The organism is Caulobacter soli (assembly GCF_011045195.1).
Classification (GTDB): domain Bacteria; phylum Pseudomonadota; class Alphaproteobacteria; order Caulobacterales; family Caulobacteraceae; genus Caulobacter; species Caulobacter soli.
The window spans coordinates 792267-812151 of record NZ_CP049199.1 but is presented as its reverse complement, the minus strand read 5'-3'; the positions used below and the strand labels follow the sequence as shown (position 1 = coordinate 812151).

Annotated in this window: 18 protein-coding genes; 6 read left to right on the top strand and 12 right to left on the bottom strand. The window is 68.7% G+C overall.

What is annotated here, in order from left to right; translation table 11 throughout:
- The first annotated feature begins 118 nt into the window (after positions 1–118).
- Positions 119–1951, top strand: coding sequence for a response regulator (locus tag G3M62_RS04060; protein WP_165184923.1), 1833 nt, complete (start codon positions 119–121; stop codon positions 1949–1951).
- 234 nt (positions 1952–2185) lie between these two features.
- On the opposite strand, the gene G3M62_RS04055 is transcribed toward G3M62_RS04060, so the two are convergent.
- Genes G3M62_RS04055 through G3M62_RS04045 form a run of 3 tightly spaced genes read right to left on the bottom strand, consistent with a single transcriptional unit; the run spans position 2186 to position 7832 of the window.
- A complete protein-coding gene (locus tag G3M62_RS04055; RefSeq protein WP_165184921.1) occupies positions 2186–5437 on the bottom strand; it encodes an error-prone DNA polymerase in 3252 nt (1083 codons plus the stop codon).
- A gap of 27 nt (positions 5438–5464) precedes the next feature.
- The gene (locus G3M62_RS04050) at positions 5465–7138 is read right to left on the bottom strand and encodes a Y-family DNA polymerase (protein WP_425483824.1); all 1674 of its coding nucleotides are present in this window, start codon (positions 7136–7138) and stop codon (positions 5465–5467) included.
- Positions 7053–7832: an ImuA family protein gene (locus G3M62_RS04045; protein ID WP_165184920.1), complete on the bottom strand. Its 780-nt coding sequence runs from the start codon at positions 7830–7832 to the stop codon at positions 7053–7055. The genes G3M62_RS04050 and G3M62_RS04045 overlap by 86 nt, the downstream gene beginning before the upstream one ends.
- 111 nt (positions 7833–7943) lie before the next feature.
- On the opposite strand from G3M62_RS04045, the gene G3M62_RS04040 reads away from it, so the two are divergent.
- Complete coding sequence (locus G3M62_RS04040; protein ID WP_165184918.1) at positions 7944–8705, top strand: crotonase/enoyl-CoA hydratase family protein; 762 nt, start codon at positions 7944–7946, stop codon at positions 8703–8705.
- Positions 8706–8835: 130 nt separating this feature from the next.
- On the opposite strand, the gene G3M62_RS04035 is transcribed toward G3M62_RS04040, so the two are convergent.
- The 6 genes from G3M62_RS04035 to G3M62_RS04010 all read right to left on the bottom strand — a co-directional run bounded on the left by G3M62_RS04035 (position 8836) and on the right by G3M62_RS04010 (position 13602).
- Positions 8836–9201, bottom strand: a complete 366-nt coding sequence (locus G3M62_RS04035) for a VanZ family protein (protein WP_165184917.1) — start codon at positions 9199–9201, stop codon at positions 8836–8838.
- Positions 9202–9322: 121 nt separating this feature from the next.
- Entirely contained in the window at positions 9323–9544 is a 222-nt protein-coding gene (locus G3M62_RS04030; protein ID WP_165184915.1) for a hypothetical protein, read from the bottom strand.
- A 181-nt stretch (positions 9545–9725) separates the two neighbouring features.
- A complete protein-coding gene (serA, locus tag G3M62_RS04025; protein WP_165184914.1) occupies positions 9726–11303 on the bottom strand; it encodes a phosphoglycerate dehydrogenase in 1578 nt (525 codons plus the stop codon).
- A 133-nt stretch (positions 11304–11436) separates the two neighbouring features.
- A complete protein-coding gene (locus G3M62_RS04020; protein WP_165184912.1) occupies positions 11437–12609 on the bottom strand; it encodes a phosphoserine transaminase in 1173 nt (390 codons plus the stop codon).
- Between the two features lie 135 nt (positions 12610–12744).
- Positions 12745–13107, bottom strand: coding sequence for a hypothetical protein (locus G3M62_RS04015; RefSeq protein ID WP_246263461.1), 363 nt, complete (start codon positions 13105–13107; stop codon positions 12745–12747).
- A 156-nt stretch (positions 13108–13263) separates the two neighbouring features.
- The gene (locus G3M62_RS04010; RefSeq protein ID WP_165184909.1) at positions 13264–13602 is read right to left on the bottom strand and encodes a hypothetical protein; all 339 of its coding nucleotides are present in this window, start codon (positions 13600–13602) and stop codon (positions 13264–13266) included.
- 171 nt (positions 13603–13773) lie between these two features.
- Here G3M62_RS04010 and G3M62_RS04005 point away from each other — a divergent pair, with 171 nt between their 5' ends.
- Complete coding sequence (locus tag G3M62_RS04005) at positions 13774–15657, top strand: ATP-binding protein (RefSeq protein WP_165184907.1); 1884 nt, start codon at positions 13774–13776, stop codon at positions 15655–15657.
- Between the two features lie 184 nt (positions 15658–15841).
- Positions 15842–16207, top strand: a complete 366-nt coding sequence (locus G3M62_RS04000; protein ID WP_165184906.1) for a hypothetical protein — start codon at positions 15842–15844, stop codon at positions 16205–16207.
- Between the two features lie 11 nt (positions 16208–16218).
- On the opposite strand, the gene G3M62_RS03995 is transcribed toward G3M62_RS04000, so the two are convergent.
- From G3M62_RS03995 to thiD, 3 genes are all read right to left on the bottom strand, one after another.
- The gene (locus G3M62_RS03995; RefSeq protein ID WP_165184904.1) at positions 16219–17061 is read right to left on the bottom strand and encodes a PhzF family phenazine biosynthesis protein; all 843 of its coding nucleotides are present in this window, start codon (positions 17059–17061) and stop codon (positions 16219–16221) included.
- 236 nt (positions 17062–17297) lie between these two features.
- Positions 17298–17882, bottom strand: coding sequence for a nucleotidyltransferase family protein (locus G3M62_RS03990; RefSeq protein ID WP_165184903.1), 585 nt, complete (start codon positions 17880–17882; stop codon positions 17298–17300).
- Positions 17879–18709, bottom strand: coding sequence for a bifunctional hydroxymethylpyrimidine kinase/phosphomethylpyrimidine kinase (gene thiD, locus G3M62_RS03985; RefSeq protein WP_165184901.1), 831 nt, complete (start codon positions 18707–18709; stop codon positions 17879–17881). Before thiD ends, G3M62_RS03990 begins: the two co-directional genes overlap by 4 nt.
- A 114-nt stretch (positions 18710–18823) precedes the next feature.
- Here thiD and G3M62_RS03980 point away from each other — a divergent pair, with 114 nt between their 5' ends.
- A complete protein-coding gene (locus G3M62_RS03980) occupies positions 18824–19384 on the top strand; it encodes a hypothetical protein (protein ID WP_165184899.1) in 561 nt (186 codons plus the stop codon).
- On the top strand, positions 19374–19730 hold the full coding sequence (locus G3M62_RS03975; protein WP_165184898.1) for a hypothetical protein: 357 nt from the start codon (positions 19374–19376) through the stop codon (positions 19728–19730). Before G3M62_RS03980 ends, G3M62_RS03975 begins: the two co-directional genes overlap by 11 nt.
- The last annotated feature ends 155 nt before the right edge of the window (positions 19731–19885 follow it).

Genomic DNA, 19885 nt, shown 5'->3' with positions numbered 1-19885 from the left:
CATCGCCCATAAGGCGAGCGGAAAAGCCAGAATCACCTTCCCATGCTTTGCCTAGCCACGCTTCCAAGGGCGGGCCGTCTCATCCCTGGGACAACAGTAAGCGTCGGCGGGAGCCTGGATGATCGAACAGACGGTGGATGTCACCCGCCTGGACGGGTTCGTTCGATATACCCGCGGCATCGTGCGCGCCCGTCTGGTTCTGGTCGTCGTCTTCGTGGGCCTGCTGGCGATCTACACGCCGCTGCCCATGACCCTGTTCGGCCTGGCCGAGCTGGTCATCTACGCCGCGCTGTACCTGGCCACCGAGGTGGCGCTGCGGCACCCCGAACCCCTGGTGGCCTTCCGACGGCTGCGCTGGTGGTCGATCGGCCTAGTCTTCCTGCTGTCGCTCAACGCCTGCGCCCTGGCCGTCAAGATCCGGCTGTTCGGCGAGCCGATCATGCGCGTCGAGGCCGCCCTGGTGGCCACCTGCGTTCTGCTGTTCGCGGCCCTGCGCGTGCACACCGGCAAGGTCAGCTACATCACCGCCGTCGGGCCGCCCGTGGCGACGCTGCTGTGGATCGCCTTCGACCGCCACACCCCGCTGGCCGCCAACCACTACGGCGCGGCCATGCTGCTGTTCGTCGCCGCCGTCCTCTCCGCCACCTGGCGCCAGCAGATGACCGACCGCGCCCTGGCCCAGGCCCTGCGCGACCTGGCGCGCAAGAACGCCGACCTGACCGAGGCCATCGCCGAAGCCAAGGCCGCCAGCCGCGCCAAGTCCGACCTGCTGGCCGTGGCCAGCCACGAGATCCGCACCCCGCTCAACGCCGTGCTGGGCTTCGCCCACGCCCTGCGCCGCGACACCTTCCTGACCTCCACCCAGGCCGACCTGGCCCAGGGCGTGCTGGAGGGCGGCGCCCAGCTGACCCGGCTGCTCGACACCGTGCTGGACCTGACCAAGCTGGAGGCCGGCCAGGCCGCCCTGACCCTGGCGCCGGTCGACCTGCGCCGCCTGGTCCGCACGGTGGTGCGGGTGTGGAGCGCCCACGCCCAGGCCGTCGGCGTGCTGCTGAGTTTCGAGGACGCCGATCCGGACCTGGCCTACGGCGTGCTGGCCGACGAGGCCAAGCTGGAGCAGACCCTGGTCAATCTGGTCTCCAACGGCCTGAAGGCCTCGCCGTCGGGCGGGGCCGTCGTGGTCCGCCTGGCCGGCGCGACTGGAGACCAGACGCTGAGCGCCCTGATCGAGGTGCGCGACACCGGCGCGCCCGTGCCGCCGGAGGACCGCCCCCGGATGTTCGACGCCTTCGACCAGACCGAGCGGGGCCGCAGCCTGGGCGGCAGTGGGCTGGGCCTGTCGATCTGCGCGGCCAACCTGGCCCTGATGGGCGGCGAGATCGGCGTGGACGACGTCCCCGGCGGCGACGCCCGATCCGGCAAGGCCGGCAAGCGCGGCGCGGTCTTCTGGTTCGCCTTCGAGGCCGCGATCCTGGCGCCGCCGGTCGCGGGGTCGCCGGCTCCGGGGTCGTCGGCGGAAGCGAACGTGGCCGCTCCGATCCGGGTGCTGGCCGCCGAGGACAATCCCGCCAACCGCCGGGTGCTGGCCGCCCTGCTGGCGGCCTCGCCGGTCCAGCTGGTGTTCGCCGAGGACGGGGCCAAGGCCCTGGACGCCTGGCGGGCCGAGCCCTTCGACCTGGTGCTGATGGACGTCAACATGCCGGTGCTGGACGGGGTTGCGGCCCTGGCCGAGATCCGCCGCGTGGAAGCCGCCTCGATCAAGCCCCGCACCCCCGTCTGGATGCTGACCGCCAACGTCTTCGACGACGACGTCGCCCGCTACCGGGCCGACGGCGCCGACGGCGTGCTGCGCAAGCCGATCGACACCGTGGCGCTGTTCGCGTTGTTGGCCGAGGTGGCTGAGGCGAAGACGGTGGTGGTGAGCCGCGCCTCCGAATCCCTCTCTCTTTGAGAGAGGGAGGGGCCCGCCGCCAAAGGCGGTGGGAGGGTGAGAGGTTTCACCGCTGGCAGTCAAATCCAGGGCTCTTGAGCGACTTAAGGGGGGGCGCGATTTCACACTGCCGATGCGCCCGCCGACACTCCGGCGTCCTCGTCGGAGTTTCCTTCTGAGAGATTGTAACCTCTCACCCTTCCACCGCTACGCGGCGGGCCCCGCCCTCTCTCTCAGAGAGAGGGATTCTGAAACTCAGTGAAAATCCCGGCTCCGCTGAAGCCGCCCCGACGTCCGCATCCGCACCGCCGGGGCGGGCGCTTCGGGGTCTTCCTTCATCCGCGCCAGCTCAGCTGACAGATCGGTGAAGTCCTCGGCCACCACGTGGATCACCCCCTCGGCGGACTGCACCTTGCCGTGGACGATCAGGAACGAGGCGCTCATCACCGTGCGGCGGTGCACGTCGAAGCAGTCCTTCCAGACCACCGCGTTGGCCACGCCCGTCTCGTCCTCCAGGGTCAGGAACACCACGCCCTTGGCCGTGCCCGGCCGCTGGCGGATCAGCACCAGCCCGCCGACGCTGACCCGACGACCGTTGGGCAGGCCCTTCAGCCCCTCGGCGGGGATCACGCCGCGCCGCTCCAGCCCCGGCCGGAAGAAGCGCAGCGGGTGGGACTTCAGCGACAGGCTGGTGGTGCGATAGTCCTCGGCCACCTGCTGGGGCAAGGCCATGGTCGGCAGGGCGACGGCGTCCTCGAACAACGGCAGGCCGGCCAGCAGCGGCGCCTGGCTGTCGACCTTGACCTCGCCCTTCAGCCCCTTGACCGCCCACAGCGCGTCGCGCCGGGAGAGGCCGATGGACGCGAACGCGTCGGCCTCGGCCAGCAGCTCCAGCGCGCGCTGCGACACCCCGGCCCGCGCGAAGTCGGCGGGCGCGCGGGCGCCGGCGGCGCGGACAGTGATGATTTGCTTGGAGTCGTCCTCCTTCAGCCCCTTGATCTGGCGCAGCCCCAGGCGAACGGCTTTCCAGAATGGGCGCGTATCGGGATTGAAGATTTTGTCGTCGGCGATCCGCCGCTCCCGCCCCGTCAGGGGCGACGCCGTCTCCAGCGTGCAATCCCAGTCACTCATCAGAATGTCCGGCGCCCGCACCTCGACCCCATGCTCGCGCGCGTCGCGCACCAGTTGGGCCGGCTGGTAGAACCCCATCGGCTGGGAATTGATCAGCGCCGCGCAGAACACGTCGGGCCATGAGCATTTGATCCACGAGGAGGCGTAGACCAGCAGGGCGAAGCTCACCGCATGGCTTTCCGGAAAGCCATACGAGCCGAAACCCTTGATCTGCTCGAAGCAGTCCTTGGCGAAGGTGGGATCGTAACCACGCGCGATCATGCCGCCGACGAACTTCTCCTGGTAAACGCCCAGGTCGCCCTGGCTGCGGAAGGTGGCCATGCAGCGCCGCAGTCCATTGGCGTCGGCGTCGCTGAACTTCGCCCCCTCGATGGCGATCCGCATGGCCTGTTCCTGGAACAGCGGCACGCCCAGGGTCTTTTCCAGGACCCCCTTCAGTTCGTCCTGCGGATGCGGCGGCGCCGGCTTCGGATAGGTCACGAGTTCGGGCTGGCCGCGCCGCTTGAGGTAGGGGTGCACCATGTTCCCCTGGATCGGGCCGGGACGCACGATCGCCACCTGGATGGCCAGGTCGTAGAAGGTCTTCGGCTTCAGGCGCGGCAGCATCGACATCTGGGCCCGGCTCTCGACCTGGAACACGCCGACGGAGTCCGCCTTCTGCAACATGGCGTAGACCTCGTCCTGCTCCTGCGGAATGTGCGCCAGATCCGACAGAGGCAGGCCATGGTCCGCGCGCAGCATGTCGAAGGCGCGCCGGACGGCGCTCAACATGCCCAAGGCCAGAACGTCGACCTTCATCAGGCCGACGCTGTCGATGTCGTCCTTGTCCCATTCGATGAAGGTGCGATCCGCCATGGCGGCGTTGCCGATCGGCACGGTCTCGTCCAGCCTACGCTTGGTCAGGACGAAGCCGCCGACATGCTGTGACAGATGACGTGGAAACTGCAGCAGTTCGGTCGCCAGCAGCACCGCCCGCTTGATCGCGGGGTTTTCCGGATCGAGTCCGACCTGACGGATATGCTCCTCCGGCAGACCATCGCCCCAACTGCCCCAGACCGTATTGGCCAGCTGAGCCGTGATATCTTCCGTCAGACCCAGCGCCTTACCGACGTCGCGAATGGCGCTGCGGGGCCGATAGTGGATCACCGTGCCGCAGATCGCCGCCCGGTGGCGGCCATAGCGCCGGTAGACGTACTGCATCACCTCCTCGCGGCGATCATGCTCGAAGTCGACGTCGATATCCGGCGGCTCGCCCCGTTCCTCGGAGAGGAACCGGGCGAAGAGCAGGTCCTGATTAGGCTTGGTTGGATCCACCGCCGTGACGCCCAGGCAGAAACAGACCGAGGAATTGGCGGCCGAACCGCGTCCCTGGCAGAGGATCTTCTGGTCGCGCGCCCATTTGACGATGTCGTGGACGGTCAGGAAATAGTCGGGGACCTTGAGCTTCTTGATCAGCTTCAACTCGCTCTTGAGCAAGGTCCTGACCTTGTCCGGCACGCCGCCGGGATAGCGCGTCTTGGCGCCGTCCCAGGCCAGCTTGGTCAGGTGCCGGATCGCCGTGCTGCCGGGCGGAACGGGCTCGTCGGGATATTCGTACTTGAGCTGACCCAGGTCGAAATCGATGCGCTCGACGATCTCCAGGGTGCGTTCCACCGCCTGGGGCCAACGCTCGAAGAGGCGGGCCATTTCGCTTGGGCGCTTGAGGTGGCGCTCGGCATTGGCCTCCAGGCGAAACCCGGCCTCCTGGATCGTGCAGCCTTCACGGATGCAGGTCATGACGTCTTGCAGCACCCGACGCTCAGGTGCGTGGTAGAGCACGTCGTTTGTAGCGACCATCGGCGCGCGCGCATCCCGCGCCAGATCGGCCAGCCGCGCCAGGCGCTTGAGATCCTGGGCGGCATAGGCGCGATTGGCCGTCAGCCAGACCCGGCCGCGCAGCTCGCCGGCCATCTGGTTGAGATGCGCCTCGAATGTCTCGTCGAGACGAGCCGGCGGTACGATCAGGGCAAGCTGTCCTTCGGCGTATTGCAGGAAGTCTTCCCAGAAGAGATGGCATTCCCCCTTCTCCCCGCGTAGCTGGCCCACGGTTAGCAGGCGCGTCAGCCTTCCGAACGCCTCGCGATCCGAGGGGTAGCAAAGCAGGCTCGGCGTCTCGTCGGCGAAATCCAGGCGACAGCCGGTCAAGGCGCGCGCCTTCAGCCCTTCGTCCTTGGCGAACGTCCATGGTCGCACCACCCCGGCCAGGGTGTTGCGGTCGGTGACACCCAGGGCTTTCAAGCCATAGGCCTCGGCGGTGAACATCAGCTCCTTGGCGTGGGAGGCGCCGCGCAGGAAAGAGAAGTTTGTAGTGGCCTGCAGCTCGGCATAGGCCGTCATCGCCCCTTCCCCTCACAAGGACAGGCCTTATCCGAACAGGCCATGCAGCCACCATTTCGGTTCATCGCCGACGCCGTACAGGCCCTGGCGGTAGATCCAGTACCGACCGCCCGCCTCGTCCTCCACGCGGTAGTAGTCACGGATCTTGGCGGGTCCCACCTCGTCGAAAGCGGTGCGCCACCATTCCTGGCCGATGCGTTCCGGGCCTTCGGCGTGGCGCACACGGTGGGTCTTGTTCCGCCATTGAAAGCGCACGGGCGGATCATCGGGAAGCTTGGCCATCACCTCGATGGCTTCGGGTCGCTTGAGAAGACGCGAGGGTCGGGGACGAGCCGGATCCCACGACTTTTCGCCCGGCGCCGCCAAAGGCGCCGACCGCATGACCGAGCGTTCCGGGACATGACTTTCGCGCAGGTCGGCGCGCCAAACGCGAGCGCTTCCCAGGCGGTTCATCAGGCGATCGATCAGGGGCGCCAAGCTCTCGTCGACACCGACGCCCGCCTCGGCGTCCATCCGGGTCTGGACCGTCGAGAGCGGTTCGACGTCCAGGGCGAACACCGTGACCACCTCGATCCCGAAACCGGGATCGATCACCCCCAGCTTGGGCGCCAGCAGACGCGCCAGTCGCTTGGCGTCGCGCCCCGGTCGCGACAGGCCGGCCGCGACCGGCATGGCCTTGCCGTCCAGGCGGTGAAAGACAACCTCGAAGCGCTTGGCGCCCTGCCCTTCCTCTTCGAGCCTGCGGCAGATCAAGATCATGACATCCCCCGTCACCCGTTCCAGGTCCTCCAGGGCGCTGATCGGTTCGAAGAAGGCCAGGCGGTCGAACCAGGGGGTGGCGGGGCGGCGGAAGGTCAGGGCTTCGCGGGCCGCGCCCAGGGCCTGGTCGATGCGCAGCACGGCGGCCAGGCCGAAGCGCTTGGCCAGCTGGGCGCGCGGCAGGGTCAAGAGCTGGCCGATGTGGAACAGGCCCAGGCGCGGCAGTTGGGCCTGGGCGGCCTCGTCCAGGCGCAGGGCGGCGACCGGCAGCGGGGCCAGTAACGCGCCCTGGCCGCCTGGCGGAGCGATGGTGCGGTCGGGGGCGTAGCGGGCCAGGGCCCAGGCCGCGCCGGGGGTGTCGGCGATCGCGCCTCTCGCCGGCGCGCCCCAGCGTTCGAGGCGGGCCAGCAGGTCGTCCAGCATGGCCGCCTCGCCGCCCCACAGGTGGGAGACGCCCTCGACGTCGAGGAACAGGCCGTCCAGCCCGTCGATCGCCACGGCCGGCGAGAAGCGCACGCACCAGTCGCAGAGGATCTCCAGGGCGGCGCGGTCGCCGTCGGGATCGTGATCGGCGGTCAGCAGGTCGGGGACCAGGGCCGCGGCGTCGGCGGCCTTCTGGCCGACGTGCAGGCCCAGGGCCGCGGCTGCGTCGTCGACGGCGGCCAGGCGGCGCGTGCCGCCTTCGGTGGCGATCAGGGCGACGGGCGGAACAGAGCCTCCCCCCGTGGGGGAGGTGTCGCCGCAGGCGACGGAGGGGGGAGGAATAGGCCGTCGACCACCGGCGGGACCGACCTTCCGATCACTCCCCCCACCGACCGCTGCGCGGTCGCCTCCCCCACGGGGGGAGGCTTTGGCGTCACCCGGCGCGCCGAAGTTCGGGTTCGCTCGCCGCCACGTCGTGATCGGCCAGTTGCGACACCAGACGGAAAGGATGCGGGCCATCGGCGGCCTCCGCTTGTTCGAGGATCCAGGCGCCGGGACGGCCGCCCCGGCAGCGTTCGAGGTCGACCCGCCAGCGTGGCGGGCCCAGGCCCGGCTCGCCCGGCGGGGGTTGGCTGGGAGCGGCGGCGACGCGCCAGCGGGTCTGGACGGCCGAACCCGACACCTCCCGGACCTTGCCCACCGGCCCGCCATAGGGCCGTCTTCGCAGCAGCACCCCGGTCGAGCCTCGCCGCTCGCAGGCCAACTGCAGGCGGCGGCCGGCCTTGAGGTCGGGGGTCTCGGCCTCGCCGATCGCGGCGGCGACGCCCACCGTGGCCAGGGCGTCCTCCAGCACCGCCAGCACCTCGGCCTCGTCGCGGGCCCGCACCTGAATCAGGCGTTCGGCCGGAAAGCCCAGATTGACCAGGCCTGGCACGTGCAGGTCGTCACGCCGCATCACCCAGACCACCGCGCCCTGGGCCGCCAGCGGCCGCAGCATCAGGGCGGTGAAGGCCGCAGGGGCGGCGCCGGTCTCTTCCTCCAGCCCCGACCCGCCCACCTCATGCCAGCCGCCGCGTTGCAGGCCGCCGCCCGGAAAGCAGCCGTCGATGCGCGGATCGCCGAACGGCAGGACGGGCGGCGGAGTCCGAGTCCCCGCTTCCAAGGCGGCGATCTGGGCTCTCAAAGCCGAAAGGGCGGGTTTCGCCCCGGGCATGCTGCACACTCCAATGTTCCACTTTTGTTCTGATCCTCCGAGGTTGGAGAGTCAAGCCGAGCCCGTCATGCTGCGACAAAGGGCGCCGACCCGGACGCGCGGAGATTTGAGATGGCCGAAGTCGAGCTCCACACCGACGGCCCGGTCTGGACCGTGACGATCAACCGCCCGGACAAGCGCAACGCGGTGAACCCCGACACGGCCCTGCAACTGCGGGCGGCCTTCGACGCCTTCGAGGCCGATCCGACCGCCGCCGTGGCGGTGTTGACCGGGGCCGGCGGAACGTTCTGCGCCGGGTTCGACCTGGCCGTCGCCGCCTCCGGCGAGGGCGAGCGCTACGACCCGGTCGGCGAGGGTCCGATGGGGCCGACGCGGCGCTTGCTGTCCAAGCCGGTGATCGCCGCCGTCGAGGGCCACGCGGTGGCCGGCGGGCTGGAACTGGCCCTGTGGTGCGACCTGCGGGTGGCGTCGGCCAGCGCGATCTTCGGCGTGTTCTGCCGGCGTTGGGGCGTGCCGCTGATCGACGGCGGCACGGTGCGGCTGCCGCGGATCGTCGGCCAGGGCCGGGCGCTGGACATGATCCTGACCGGCCGCGCGGTCGAGGCCGTCGAGGCGCTGAGCTGGGGCCTGGCCGACCGCGTGGTCCCGGCCGGCGAGGCGCTTGGCGCGGCCCAGGCCCTGGCCGCCCAGATCGCCGTCTTCCCGCAGATCTGCCTGCGCGCCGACCGCGCCTCGGCCTTCGCCCAGTGGGACGTCTCGCTGGAAGAGGCGCTGAAGGTCGAGGGGATCGGCGGGCTGGAGCCCCTGCGGCGCGAAGCCCGGGCGGGCGCGGCGCGGTTCAGGGACGGCGAAGGGCGGGGTGGGACCTTTTAATCCGTTTTCCCGGCGAAGGCCGGGATCCAGATCCCATCCATTTGGGCGGGCTGGATGAGCGCTGAGCTTATGGACTCCGCCTCTACATCTGCCATCTGGGTCCCGGCCTTCGCCGGGAAAACGGACAAAATCAGAACCGCGCCGTCTCCCGCCACCACTTGGACACCAGCATCGGTCCGAACGCCGCGCTGATGCCGCAGGCGTCGGCGAACAGGTCGAACCACGAGGCGTCGCGGCCGACGAAGCCCTGCAGGATCTCGATCGAGCCGCCGAACGCCAGGAGGACCAAGCCGATGCGGTGCAGCCGGCTCTGCGGCAGGGCCAGGCTGGCCAGGACGCTCAGCACGTAGAAGACGATGAAGTGCTTGGCCTTGTCCCAGGGGATGAAGCCGACGCTGTCGTCGCCCGGCAACAGGGCCTTGGCCAGGGCGTAGGCGGACGCGCTCAGGAAGACGATGAAGACGATACGGTTGATCTTGCGGGCGCGGAGGGACATCGAAGCTCCTGGCTGGGATCTCCGCACCTAGCCGGTCCGGTGAGGCTTGAAAATGGCGAAGCCCAGGCTTGGCCGCATCGCCTCCCGACCTGCACAGGATCTTCACCGCGCCGGACTTGGCTCAGCCCTGGAAAACCACCGCGCCATTGCCGCTTCGGGCGATGAAGGAGAGCTCCTCCAGCGTGAACGACGCGGGCCCTCGAAGGATGAACAGGCTGCCCGGAACCATGGCCCGAGCGATGAAGCACAGGTCCTCCGCGCTGCGCTTGCCGACGCGGAGGTCGAGGCCTCCGCCGCTGCGGGCGATCTCGGCCAGTTCGTCTCTTGAAAGATGATCGATCATTTTTCAGCTCCACCGGACAAGCGACGGTAGCAGATTCCGCAACTCAACCATAGGCCGTCACGCCAACGAAAACCGCCGCGCCCAGCGATCAAGCTGGACGCGGCGGATAGGTCTGAAAGACCCCTCATCCGTCAGCTTTCGCTGACACCTTATCCCGCAAGGGGAGAAGGGTTCGGAGGGATCAGAACGTCAGGGCGCGGGCTTCCTTGACGTGTGGCAGGGCCTGGATCTTGGCCAGCAGGGCCTCGTCCGGGGCCTGGTCGACGCCGACCAGGGCGATGGCGTCTTCGTCGGCCGACAGGCGGCCCAGGTTGAAGGTGGCGATGTTGACGCCCGCCTCGCCCAGCAGCATGCCCAGGGCGCCGATGAAGCCCGGCTTGTCCAGGTTGTTGATGTAGAGCATGGCCGGGGCGAAGCCGGCGTCCAGTTCCATGCCCTTGACCTCGACCATGCGCGGCGCGCCGGCGATCACCGTGCCGGCGAAGGCGCGCTTGCCCTTCTCGGTGGTGATGGTGATGCGCATCAGGCTGTCATAGGTGGGGCTGATTTCCTGGCGGCTCTCCGAGACGGTGATCCCGCGATCCTTGGCCACGGCGGGGGCGGAGACCATGTTGATCTCGGCCAGCATCGGCTTGAGGATCCCGGCCAGGGCGGCCGAGGTCATCGGCTTGACGTTGAGGTTGGAGACCTCGCCCTCGTAGGCGATGTCGATGGCCTTGATGCCGAAGTCGACCATCTGGCCGGCCAGGGCGCCGATCTTCTCGGCCAGGGCCACGAACGGCTTCAGCTTGGGGGCTTCTTCGGCGGTGATCGACGGGCTGTTCAGCGCGTTGGTGACGGCGCCGGTCAGCAGATAGTCGCTCATCTGCTCGGCGACTTGCAGGGCGACGTTCTCCTGGGCTTCGTTGGTGCTGGCGCCCAGGTGCGGGGTGGCCACCACGCGGTCCGAACCGAACAGCGGGTTTTCCTTGGCCGGCTCGGTGACGAACACGTCGAAGCCCGCGCCGCCCACGTGGCCGCTGTCGAGCAGCTCGCGCAGGGCCACTTCGTCGACCAGGCCGCCGCGGGCGCAGTTGACGATCAGCACGCCCTTCTTGGTCTTCTTCAGATTGTCGGCCGACAGGATGTTGCGGGTCTTGTCGGTCAGCGGGGTGTGCAGGGTGATGACGTCGGCGCGGGCCAGCAGGTCTTCCAGCTCGACCTTCTCGACGCCCATCTCGATGGCGCGTTCCGGCGACAGGAAGGGGTCGTAGGCCACGACCTTCATCTTCAGGCCGAGAGCCCGGTCGGCGACGATGCCGCCGATGTTGCCGGCGCCGATCAGGCCCAGGGTCTTGGCGTACAGCTCCACGCCCATGAAGCGGTTCTTCTCCCACTTGCCGGCCTGGGTGGAGGCGTCGGCGGCGGGCAGCTGGCGGGCCAGGGCGAACATCATGGCGATGGCGTGCTCGGCCGTGGTGATCGAGTTGCCGAACGGGGTGTTCATCACCACCACGCCCTTGGCGGTGGCGGCGGGGATGTCGACATTGTCGACGCCGATGCCGGCGCGGGCGATGACCTGCAGCTTGTGGGCGGCGGCGATCACGTCCTTGTCGAGCTTGGCGCCCGAGCGGATGGCGATGCCGTCATAGTCGCCGATGACGGCGATCAGTTCGTCCTTGGTCAGGCCGACCTTGATGTCGAAGTCGAGGCCGCGGTTCTTGAAGATCTCGACGGCGGCGGGGCTGAGCTTGTCAGCGATGAGGACGCGAGGAGCCATGGTGAGGTGTCCGATCTTGAAAGTCGTGCCGGTCCTTGGGCGGAGCTTGGGCGACGACTGCTGATGTGGGGGTCTGAAATCCTCGTCCCGAACAGGTCGAGGGACGAGGATTCCAGTCGCTGTCTTTAAGAGCTTAAGCGGCGGCCAGTTCGGCCGAGACCGTGGCGAAGGCCCAGTCGAGCCAGGGCGTCAGGGCTTCCAGGTCCGAAGCCTCGACGGTGGCGCCGCACCAGATGCGCAGGCCGGCCGGGGCGTCGCGATAGCCGCCGATGTCGAGGGCCGCGCCCTCCTTCTCGAGCAGACTGGCCAGCTTCTTGGCGAAGTCGGCCTGGGCGTCGTCCGACAGGGCCGCGATCGTGGGATCGACGACCTTGAGGCACACCGAGGTGTTGGAGCGGATTTCCGGCGTGGCCGCCAGGAACTCGACCCACGGGGTCTTGGCCACCCAGTCGGCGATGACCGCCAGGTTCTGGTCGGCGCGGCCCTGCATGGCTTCCAGGCCGCCGATCGAGGCGGCCCACTTCAGGGCGTCCAGCGCGTCTTCCACGCACAGCATCGACGGCGTGTTGATGGTCGCGCCTTCGAAGATGTCGGCGGCGATCTTGCCGCCCTTGGTCATGCGGAAGAGCTTCGGCATCGGCCAGGCCGGGGTGTAGCTTTCCAGGCGGGCCACGGCGCGCGGCGACAGGATCAGGATCCCGTGCGCGCCTTCGCCGCCCAGGGCCTTCTGCCAGGAGAAGGTCACGACATCCAGCTTCGTCCAGTCCAGGTCCTGGGCGAAGGCGGCGCTGGTGGCGTCGCAGATGACGACGCCTTCGCGGTCGGCCGAGATGAAGTCGGCGTTCGGAACGCGGACGCCCGAGGTGGTGCCGTTCCAGGTGAAGACCAGGTCCTTGGCCGGATCGACCTTGGAGGTGTCGGGCAGCTGGCCGTAGGGCGCGTCGAGCACTTCGACGTTGGGCAGCTTCAATTGCTTGGTGACGTCGGTGACCCAGTCCTTGCCGAAGGACTCGAAGGCCAGCAGCTGCACGGGCTTGGCGCCCAGCATCGACCACATCGCCATCTCGACGGCGCCGGTGTCCGAACCGGCGACGATGCCGATCAGGAAGTCGGCGGGGACTTCCAGGACTTCGCGCGTCTGGTCGATGGCGGCCTTCAGGCGGCCCTTGCCCAGCTTCGAACGGTGCGACCGGCCGAGGACAGCATTTCTGAGATTTTCGGGGGTCCAGCCTGGGCGCTTGGCGCAGGGGCCGGAAGAGAACTCGGGGCGAGCCGGGCGGATCGCCGGCTTGGCGAGGGTCGTCATATCGATGTCTCCCATCCTTACAGATGGACAGCGCCCCGTTGGGGGGGCGTGGCCCGCCGGCGAGAAACTCTGTTTCGACAGCGAAGGCAAGGAGAGATTTTGCCGCGGACCGGACAAATCGTCCGGCCAGAGAAATTATTTACCAGAGAAATGATTGCCGGCGCGAACCTGGCGGTCACTGGCGCGGGCTTGACGACGCCACGAGGCGGCGATGCCGAACAGGATGCAGACCAGCACCCCGGCTGAGTTCAGGTTGTTGACCACGCGATAGGTCAGGTCGTGGGGTCGATCCCCGACCAGGTAATAGGCGTGCAGACTGAACTGGATGGCCTGCAGCAGCATCGCGCCGCCCAGCCAGGGACTGGCGTAGCGCAGGGCCAGCAGCAGGAAGCTGAAGCCGTACAGACCCTCGCAGAACAGCGACGCCGTGGCTTGCGGACGGGCCGGCAGCAGTAGCTGGATCAGAAGCGACGCGACGGCGCCGACCAGGATGATCACCGCACCCCAGCGCTCCGCCGCGGAGCCTCTTAGCCAAGCCAGACTGCACACCACCAAGGTGGCGGCCCATCCCAAGAAGAGAGCAACGTGCGGGTTCATCCTTAGAGTCTCTATCGTGAAACGGAGACCCTAAGGATTAAACTCTTGCAATATTGCTTAGCTGGCTTGAGCGACCTGCTCGTCAGCCACCGGCTCGCCAGCCGACAGCTTGATTTCCCAGCCCATCATCTTGGTGCGGACGCCCAGACGCAGACGGGTTTCGTCCAGTTCGGCGTGCGCGGCGACCATGGCCGAACGGGCTTCCGACAGGGCGGCCACCGCAGCCGCGACCTTGGCGGAGGCGCCGGCGGCGACGGTCGCCGACAGGCCCAGATCCTTACGAGCCTGGACCAGTTCGCCCATCATTTCGGCGACTTGAACCATGGCCGTGTCGATCGCGGCTTCACTGCCATGCAGCTTCGCGGCGACTCGTTTAACGACGAAAATCTTTTCCAAAGCCCCATCTCCTTAATGAAAGACTAAGAAAAGAGGTAAACGAAAAGTTAAGAAGAAGGCAATGAGAAATGCGCGTTAACGTTGTTTTGTAGCGGGGACGCGGTATCTTGGAAGCGAAGCGTTAGGAAGATTGCGAGAGGTTAGATCGCTAGGATTCTCCTGGGACGGGAAATGATCGACGACAGCCGCAGCTCTGGAGCCGCGACGCATGCGCCCCTGCAGGCGCGAATCGCGGCTGTCGCGCTGACCACCACGGTGGCCGCGCTGCTGGCCGCGTGCCTGTGCTTCATGCTCCAGCAGTGGAGCGTCGCCCGCCAGGAGTCCCAGGCCAACCACGAGATCCTGGCCCAGATGGTGGCCGCCGGCGCCGCCGCGCCGATGGCCGACCGCAACACCGTCGGTGCCTATCGCGCCCTGGAGGCGGTGGCCAAGGCGCCCAATGTCGCCTCCGTCCAGTTGACCGACATGCAAGGCCAGGTCGTCGCCCAGATCGGCGCGATCAAGGAGGCCGAGGTCGACACCCTGGTCCGCCCGATCAAGCTGGGTTCGCGCCAGGTCGGCTCGCTGTCGCTGGCCGCCCGCCGCCCCAGCCTGACCGACATCATGGCCCGCGACCTGGCCCTGACCGGCACCCTGTTCTTCGGCTCGGCGGGCCTGGCGATCCTGCTGGCCAACGGCTTGGCCCGGCGCATGACCAAGCCGATGGAGCGCCTGTCCAACGCCATGCGCGAGGTCGCCGCCAACGGCCAGTTCAAGCCGGTGGAACAGGCGGCCGACGACGAGGTCTTCCAGAGCCTGACCGACAGCTTCAACCACCTGGTCTCGCGGCTGGAGATCAACGACCACGACCTGCGCGGCGCGATGGCCGAACTGGTCAAGGCGCGCGACGACGCCAACGCCGCCAATGTGCTGAAGTCGCACTTCCTGGCCAATATGAGCCACGAGATCCGCACCCCGCTGAACGGCGTGCTGGCCATGACCGAGGTGATGGCCATGGGCGAGCTTTCCGCCGCCCAGCGCGAGCGCCTGTCGGTGATCCGCGAGTCCGGCGGCCTGCTGCTGTCGGTGCTCAACGACGTGCTGGACCTGTCGAAGATCGAGGCCGGCCGCCTGGACTTGGTCGACCGCGACTTCGACCTGGCCAGCCTGGCCCTGTCGATCCGCGAATCCTACGCCACCCAGGCCCGCCAGAAGAACCTGGAGTTCGGTGTCTTCGTCGCGCCCGAGGCCCTGGGTCCGTGGCGCGGCGACGCCGACCGCCTGCGCCAGATCCTGGGCAACCTGGTCTCCAACGCCCTGAAGTTCACGCTCGAAGGCAGCGTCTCGGTGCGCTTCGCCTCGGCCGACGACGGCAGCGGCCTGCGGGTCGACGTGGTCGACACCGGCATCGGCATCGACGCCGAGACCCTGCCGCGCCTGTTCGACAAGTTCGTCCAGGCCGACAGCTCGACCACCCGCCGGTTCGGCGGTTCGGGCCTGGGCCTGTCGATCTGCAACGAGCTGGCCGCCCTGATGGGCGGCGGCGTGCATGTGCAGAGCCGCGAGGGCCAGGGCTCGACCTTCACCGTCGTGGTGGCCATGCCGCGTGGCGAGGCCATCCTCCCCGTCGCCGTGGAAGCCGCCCCGCCGCCGATCGAGTCCGAGCGCCGCCTGCGCGTGCTGGCCGCCGACGACAATCCGACCAACCAGAAGGTCATCGCCGCCGTCCTGGCCCCGCTGGGCGCCGAGGTCGAGCTGGTGGCCGATGGCGCCGCCTGCGTCGAGGCCTGGAAGCGCGGCGGCCACGACATCGTGCTGATGGACATCCACATGCCGGTGATGGACGGCGTCGAAGCCGCCCGCACCATCCGCGCGCTCGAGGTCAGCGAGAGCCGCAAGCGCATCCCGATCGTGGCGGTCACCGCCAACGCCCTGGTCCACCAGGTGGAGGGCTACATGGCCGCCGGCATGGACGGCCACGTGGCCAAGCCGATCGAAGTGACCAAGCTCTACGACGCGATCGAAACCGCCGTGGCGGCCGCGCGCCGCGACGGCGCGAAGGTGGCGGCGGCTTAGGGCCAACTGACGGGGACAGGCACATGTGCCTGCCCCAACCGCGCTCCGTCCCGCCCACAGCCCAGTTCATCTACCTGAACCGAACATAACGACGGGCTCAGAACCGTTTCAGGTTGGGTGTGTTCTCTTGTGTCCAACGTCGTCCCGTCGGGCGTCGGAAAACATTTCGAGAGGAACCGTACCGATGAAAAAGATCCTGCTTTCGATCGCCGCGGTCTCGGCCGTCGCCGCCGCCGTTCCCGCCGTCGCCTCGGCCCAGGCCTATGAGCGCGGCTATGACCGTGGCTACAACCAGGATGTCGGCGGCGACCGCGTCGCCCGCCTGGACCAGCGCATCGACATGGGCATCCGCCGCGGCGGCCTGACCCGCGATGAAGCCTGGCGCCTGAAGGGCGACCTGCGCGAAACCGCCCGCCTGGAGTCGCGCTATCGTCGCGGCGGCCTGACCGGCTGGGAACGCGCCGACCTGGATCGCCGCTACGACCGCATCAGCGCCCAGATCCGCTACGAGCGCCACGACCGCGACTACGGCTACGGCCGTCGCTACTAAGACCTGAAGGTCTAACGGAGAGCCGGTTCCACCCTCAGCCGGCTCTCCACCATCGTGAAGCCGCGGCCGCGCAGGAGAACGCGCGCGCCGTGGTTTTCGCAGTCCAGATCCCCGCCCCGGCCGGGATAGGCCTGATGGAACCGCAGGGTCGCCGCGCCCAGCTTGTCGCCATAGAGCGGCGTCAGGATGCAGTGGGCCGAGCCCGTGGTCGGGTCCTCGGGAATGCCGGCGGCCGGCGCGAAGAAGCGGCTCACCACGGCGTAGGGCCGGCCCGGATCGGCCGGCGCCACCGCGATCACCTGGCCGGGTCCGCCGCTGGCCTCGCCGCCCACGGCGCGTAGGGCGGCCAGGTCCGGCGCCAGGCCCCGGACGGTCGCCTCGTCCTTCAGCACCGCCACCAGATACATCCCCGCCCAGACCTCCAGCGGCTCGGCGCCCAGCGCCTCGGCCAGGCCTTCAACGCCGGCCAGACGGCGCGGCGGATCGGCGGGGAAGTCCATTTCCAGCCCCTCCCCGCCCTCATCCATCAAAAGGCGCCGCACGGTCAGGTCGCCCGACAAGGTGTCGAAGGTCAGCAGCGGAACGTCGACGCCCAGTTCCTGGAACAGGGCGTGGGCGCTGGCCAGGGTGGCGTGGCCGCAGAGCGGAGCCTCGATGGCCGGAGTGAACCAGCGCAGGCCGAACCGCGCCGGATCGGCGGTCTTGAGCAGGAAGGCGGTTTCGGCCTGATTGTTCTCGGCCGCCAGGGCCTGCATCCAGGCCGCGTCGGGCCACGCTTCAAACGGCTCGACCACGCAGGCCGGATTGCCCTTGAACGGGCCCGAGGCGAAGGCGTCGATGGTCCACTGGCGCATGGCGAGAACTCCGGTCGATCTCGCGGTCGTAAGGCCAGGGCGTCACTGGATCAAAGGCAACATTGTCACCCGGGACAATGTTTTCCGGTCCTTCTCCCCCTGCGGGAGAAGGCAGCCTCCGAAGGAGGTCTGATGAGGGGTCTCCCAGACCTGTCCGCCGTGCGCGGTTGACGCGACCATCAACCCCTCACCCGACGGTCCTCCGGACCGCCACCCTCTCCCGCAGGGGAGAGGGATCAGTTCCCCTCGACCGTGATCTCCGGCCACCGCGCCTTGGCCGAGCCGGTGGTGCGCGCCCAACCGCCCGCGCCCTTCACCCGCAGCGGGTTGGGGCGCAGGTGCAGGGCGAACAGGTCGTCCAGGCCGAACGGCGCGAACACCGAGAGGCTGTCGTCGGCCTCCATCCGCACGCCCACGCAGAAGGCCGTGGCCACGAAACGCTTCAGCGCGTCGGCGCTGGTCTCCAGCGGCGGATAGGGCTCGTCGGCCCCGAACCTCTGCTCGAACCACAGGTGCACCCGGGCCTGGTTGCGCACCTCGACCAGCTCGCGCAGCGGCGGCTCGAAGGCGGCGGCCACGCGCCGGATCACCACGTCCTCGGCCTCGTACGAGGTGTCCGACGCGTCGTGATAGGCCACGTCGTAGTCCTTGATCCCGTAGTCGGGCGCCCGGCCGGTCAGGTGGTTCCAGACCGGCTGGTAGATCGCGCCGGAGAAGATCATGGCGTCCGGCAGGCCCAGGTCGCGGACGACCTTCAGCACCTGCATCGTGGTCGGCACGCCCCGAATGATGTCGATCAGACGGGTCTCCAGATCGCTCATTTGCGCCCTCCTTCAATGCGGAGGGGCCAGGCATGATCCAGCGGCCCGTGGCCCGCCCCGAAGCCGGGCGCGCGCAGCATGGCCTCGTGGACGTAGTTCCAGGCCCGGGCCACCGACTCTGTCAGCGTCAGCCCTTGGGCCAGACCCGTCGCGCAGGCCGAGGCCAGGGTGCAGCCGGTGCCATGGGTGTGGCGGGTCTCGATCCGCTCGCCCTCGAAGGCGGTCTCGCCCTGGCGGGTGATCAGCAGGTCCACGACCCGCTCTCCGTCCACGTGGCCGCCCTTCATCAGCACCGCATGGGCGCCCAGCTCCAGCAGGGCCTCGCCCGCCCGGCGCAGGTCGTCGGTGGTCTCGACGCTCAGACCCGTCAGGGCGGCGGCCTCGGGGGCGTTGGGGGTCAGCAGGGCGGCGCGGGGGATCAGCAGGCTCTTCAGCGCCCCGATCGCCTCCTGGGCCAACAGCGAGGCCCCGCCCTTGGCGATCATCACCGGATCGATGACGGCCGGTGTTCCTTTCGCGCTGTCCAGCACGCGGGCCACGACCTCGACCGTCGCGGCGTCGCCCAGCATGCCGGTCTTGAAGGCGTCGGCCCCGATGTCGTCGAGCACGGCGCGGGCCTGGGCCTCGACGATCTCCAGCGGGATCGGATGCACGCCGGTCACGCCCAGGGTGTTCTGCACGGTGATCGCGGTGATCGCCGTGGCCGCGTAGCCGCCCAGGGCGGTGATGGTCTTGATGTCGGCCTGGATCCCCGCCCCGCCGCCGGAATCCGATCCGGCCAGGACGAGCACGCGGCCCCGAAAGGCTTGGGGATGAGCTTGGGTCATGGAGGGGGTTCTAACGGGGAGTCGGAGACGGGCCAACGATGAACCCTCTCTCCCCGGAACCTTCACCGCACGCCGCGCGTATTCCCCATCAGGTTGCATGGGTCGGGGTTCCTGATGAGAAGATCGCTTTGCGTCGCGCTGCTCGGCGCGGCCTGTCTCGCGCCGGTTTCGGCCCTGGCCGCCGACACCGAGATCGATCCCGCCACGCTGGACCTGGCCAAGCTGATCGAGTGCCGCACCTACGACGTGCCGTCCTACAACGCCCTGGCCTTCTGGCTGGTCGGCGACGAGGGCGCCCAGGCCCGGGCCCACTTCGGGCTGACCGAGGAAAAGACCGACAACTTCATGCTCAAGGCCTATGCGCTGAAGGCGCCGCTCACGGTGTTCGGACGCCAGACGCGCCACATCGTCTTCAACAGCTCCGGCCCCATGGCCGTGCTCGACGAGGCCGACCCGCATCCGCTGGCCAAGCAGCTGGAGATCCAGCCGGCCATCGACCAGCCGGGCAAGTTCCTGGGCGAGCGCGAGATCTCGACCACCACCGACAAGGGCAAGGCCGGCGGCTTCACCTACAAGACCCGCATCACCCTCAACGTCTCCACCGTCACCTCGCACCCGGGCAAGACGCTGGCGGGCTGCAGCTACACCTTCGAGATGATCGAAAATGGCCAATAGACCGACGCTCGCCGCGCTCTGCGCCCTGGCCGTGACGACCCTCGCCGGACCGGCCCTGGCCCAGGACGTCTATATCGGCACGGTCGACGTCCAGAAGGACCAGGTGATCCTCACCCGCTGCGACCTGGCCGACAACCGCTACGTCCTGCGCGACCAGAAGGGCCAGACCCTGGTCGCCAAGCTGCGCGAACGGCTCAAGACGCTGAAGGCGCCGGTCTATGCCGAGGTGTTCGGCCAGTATGTCGAGGTCCCGGACGAGGACGGCAACGGGCTGGACGTGATCGGCCTGGAGCACGTCACGGCGGGCAAGTCGTGCCACCTGGCCGACGCCCTGCCGTCCCGCTAGCGGCCGAAGTTATCCACAAGGCCGCCAGGCTCGGGCCGCAGTTGGGGACACACACTCACCCCACGGCCTTGGCCGACTGTCCTCGCGCCTTGCCGTGAGTGTGTGTCCCCGATCCCAGACGCGACCTCTATCCCCGCTCGCGCCGAGATCGACAC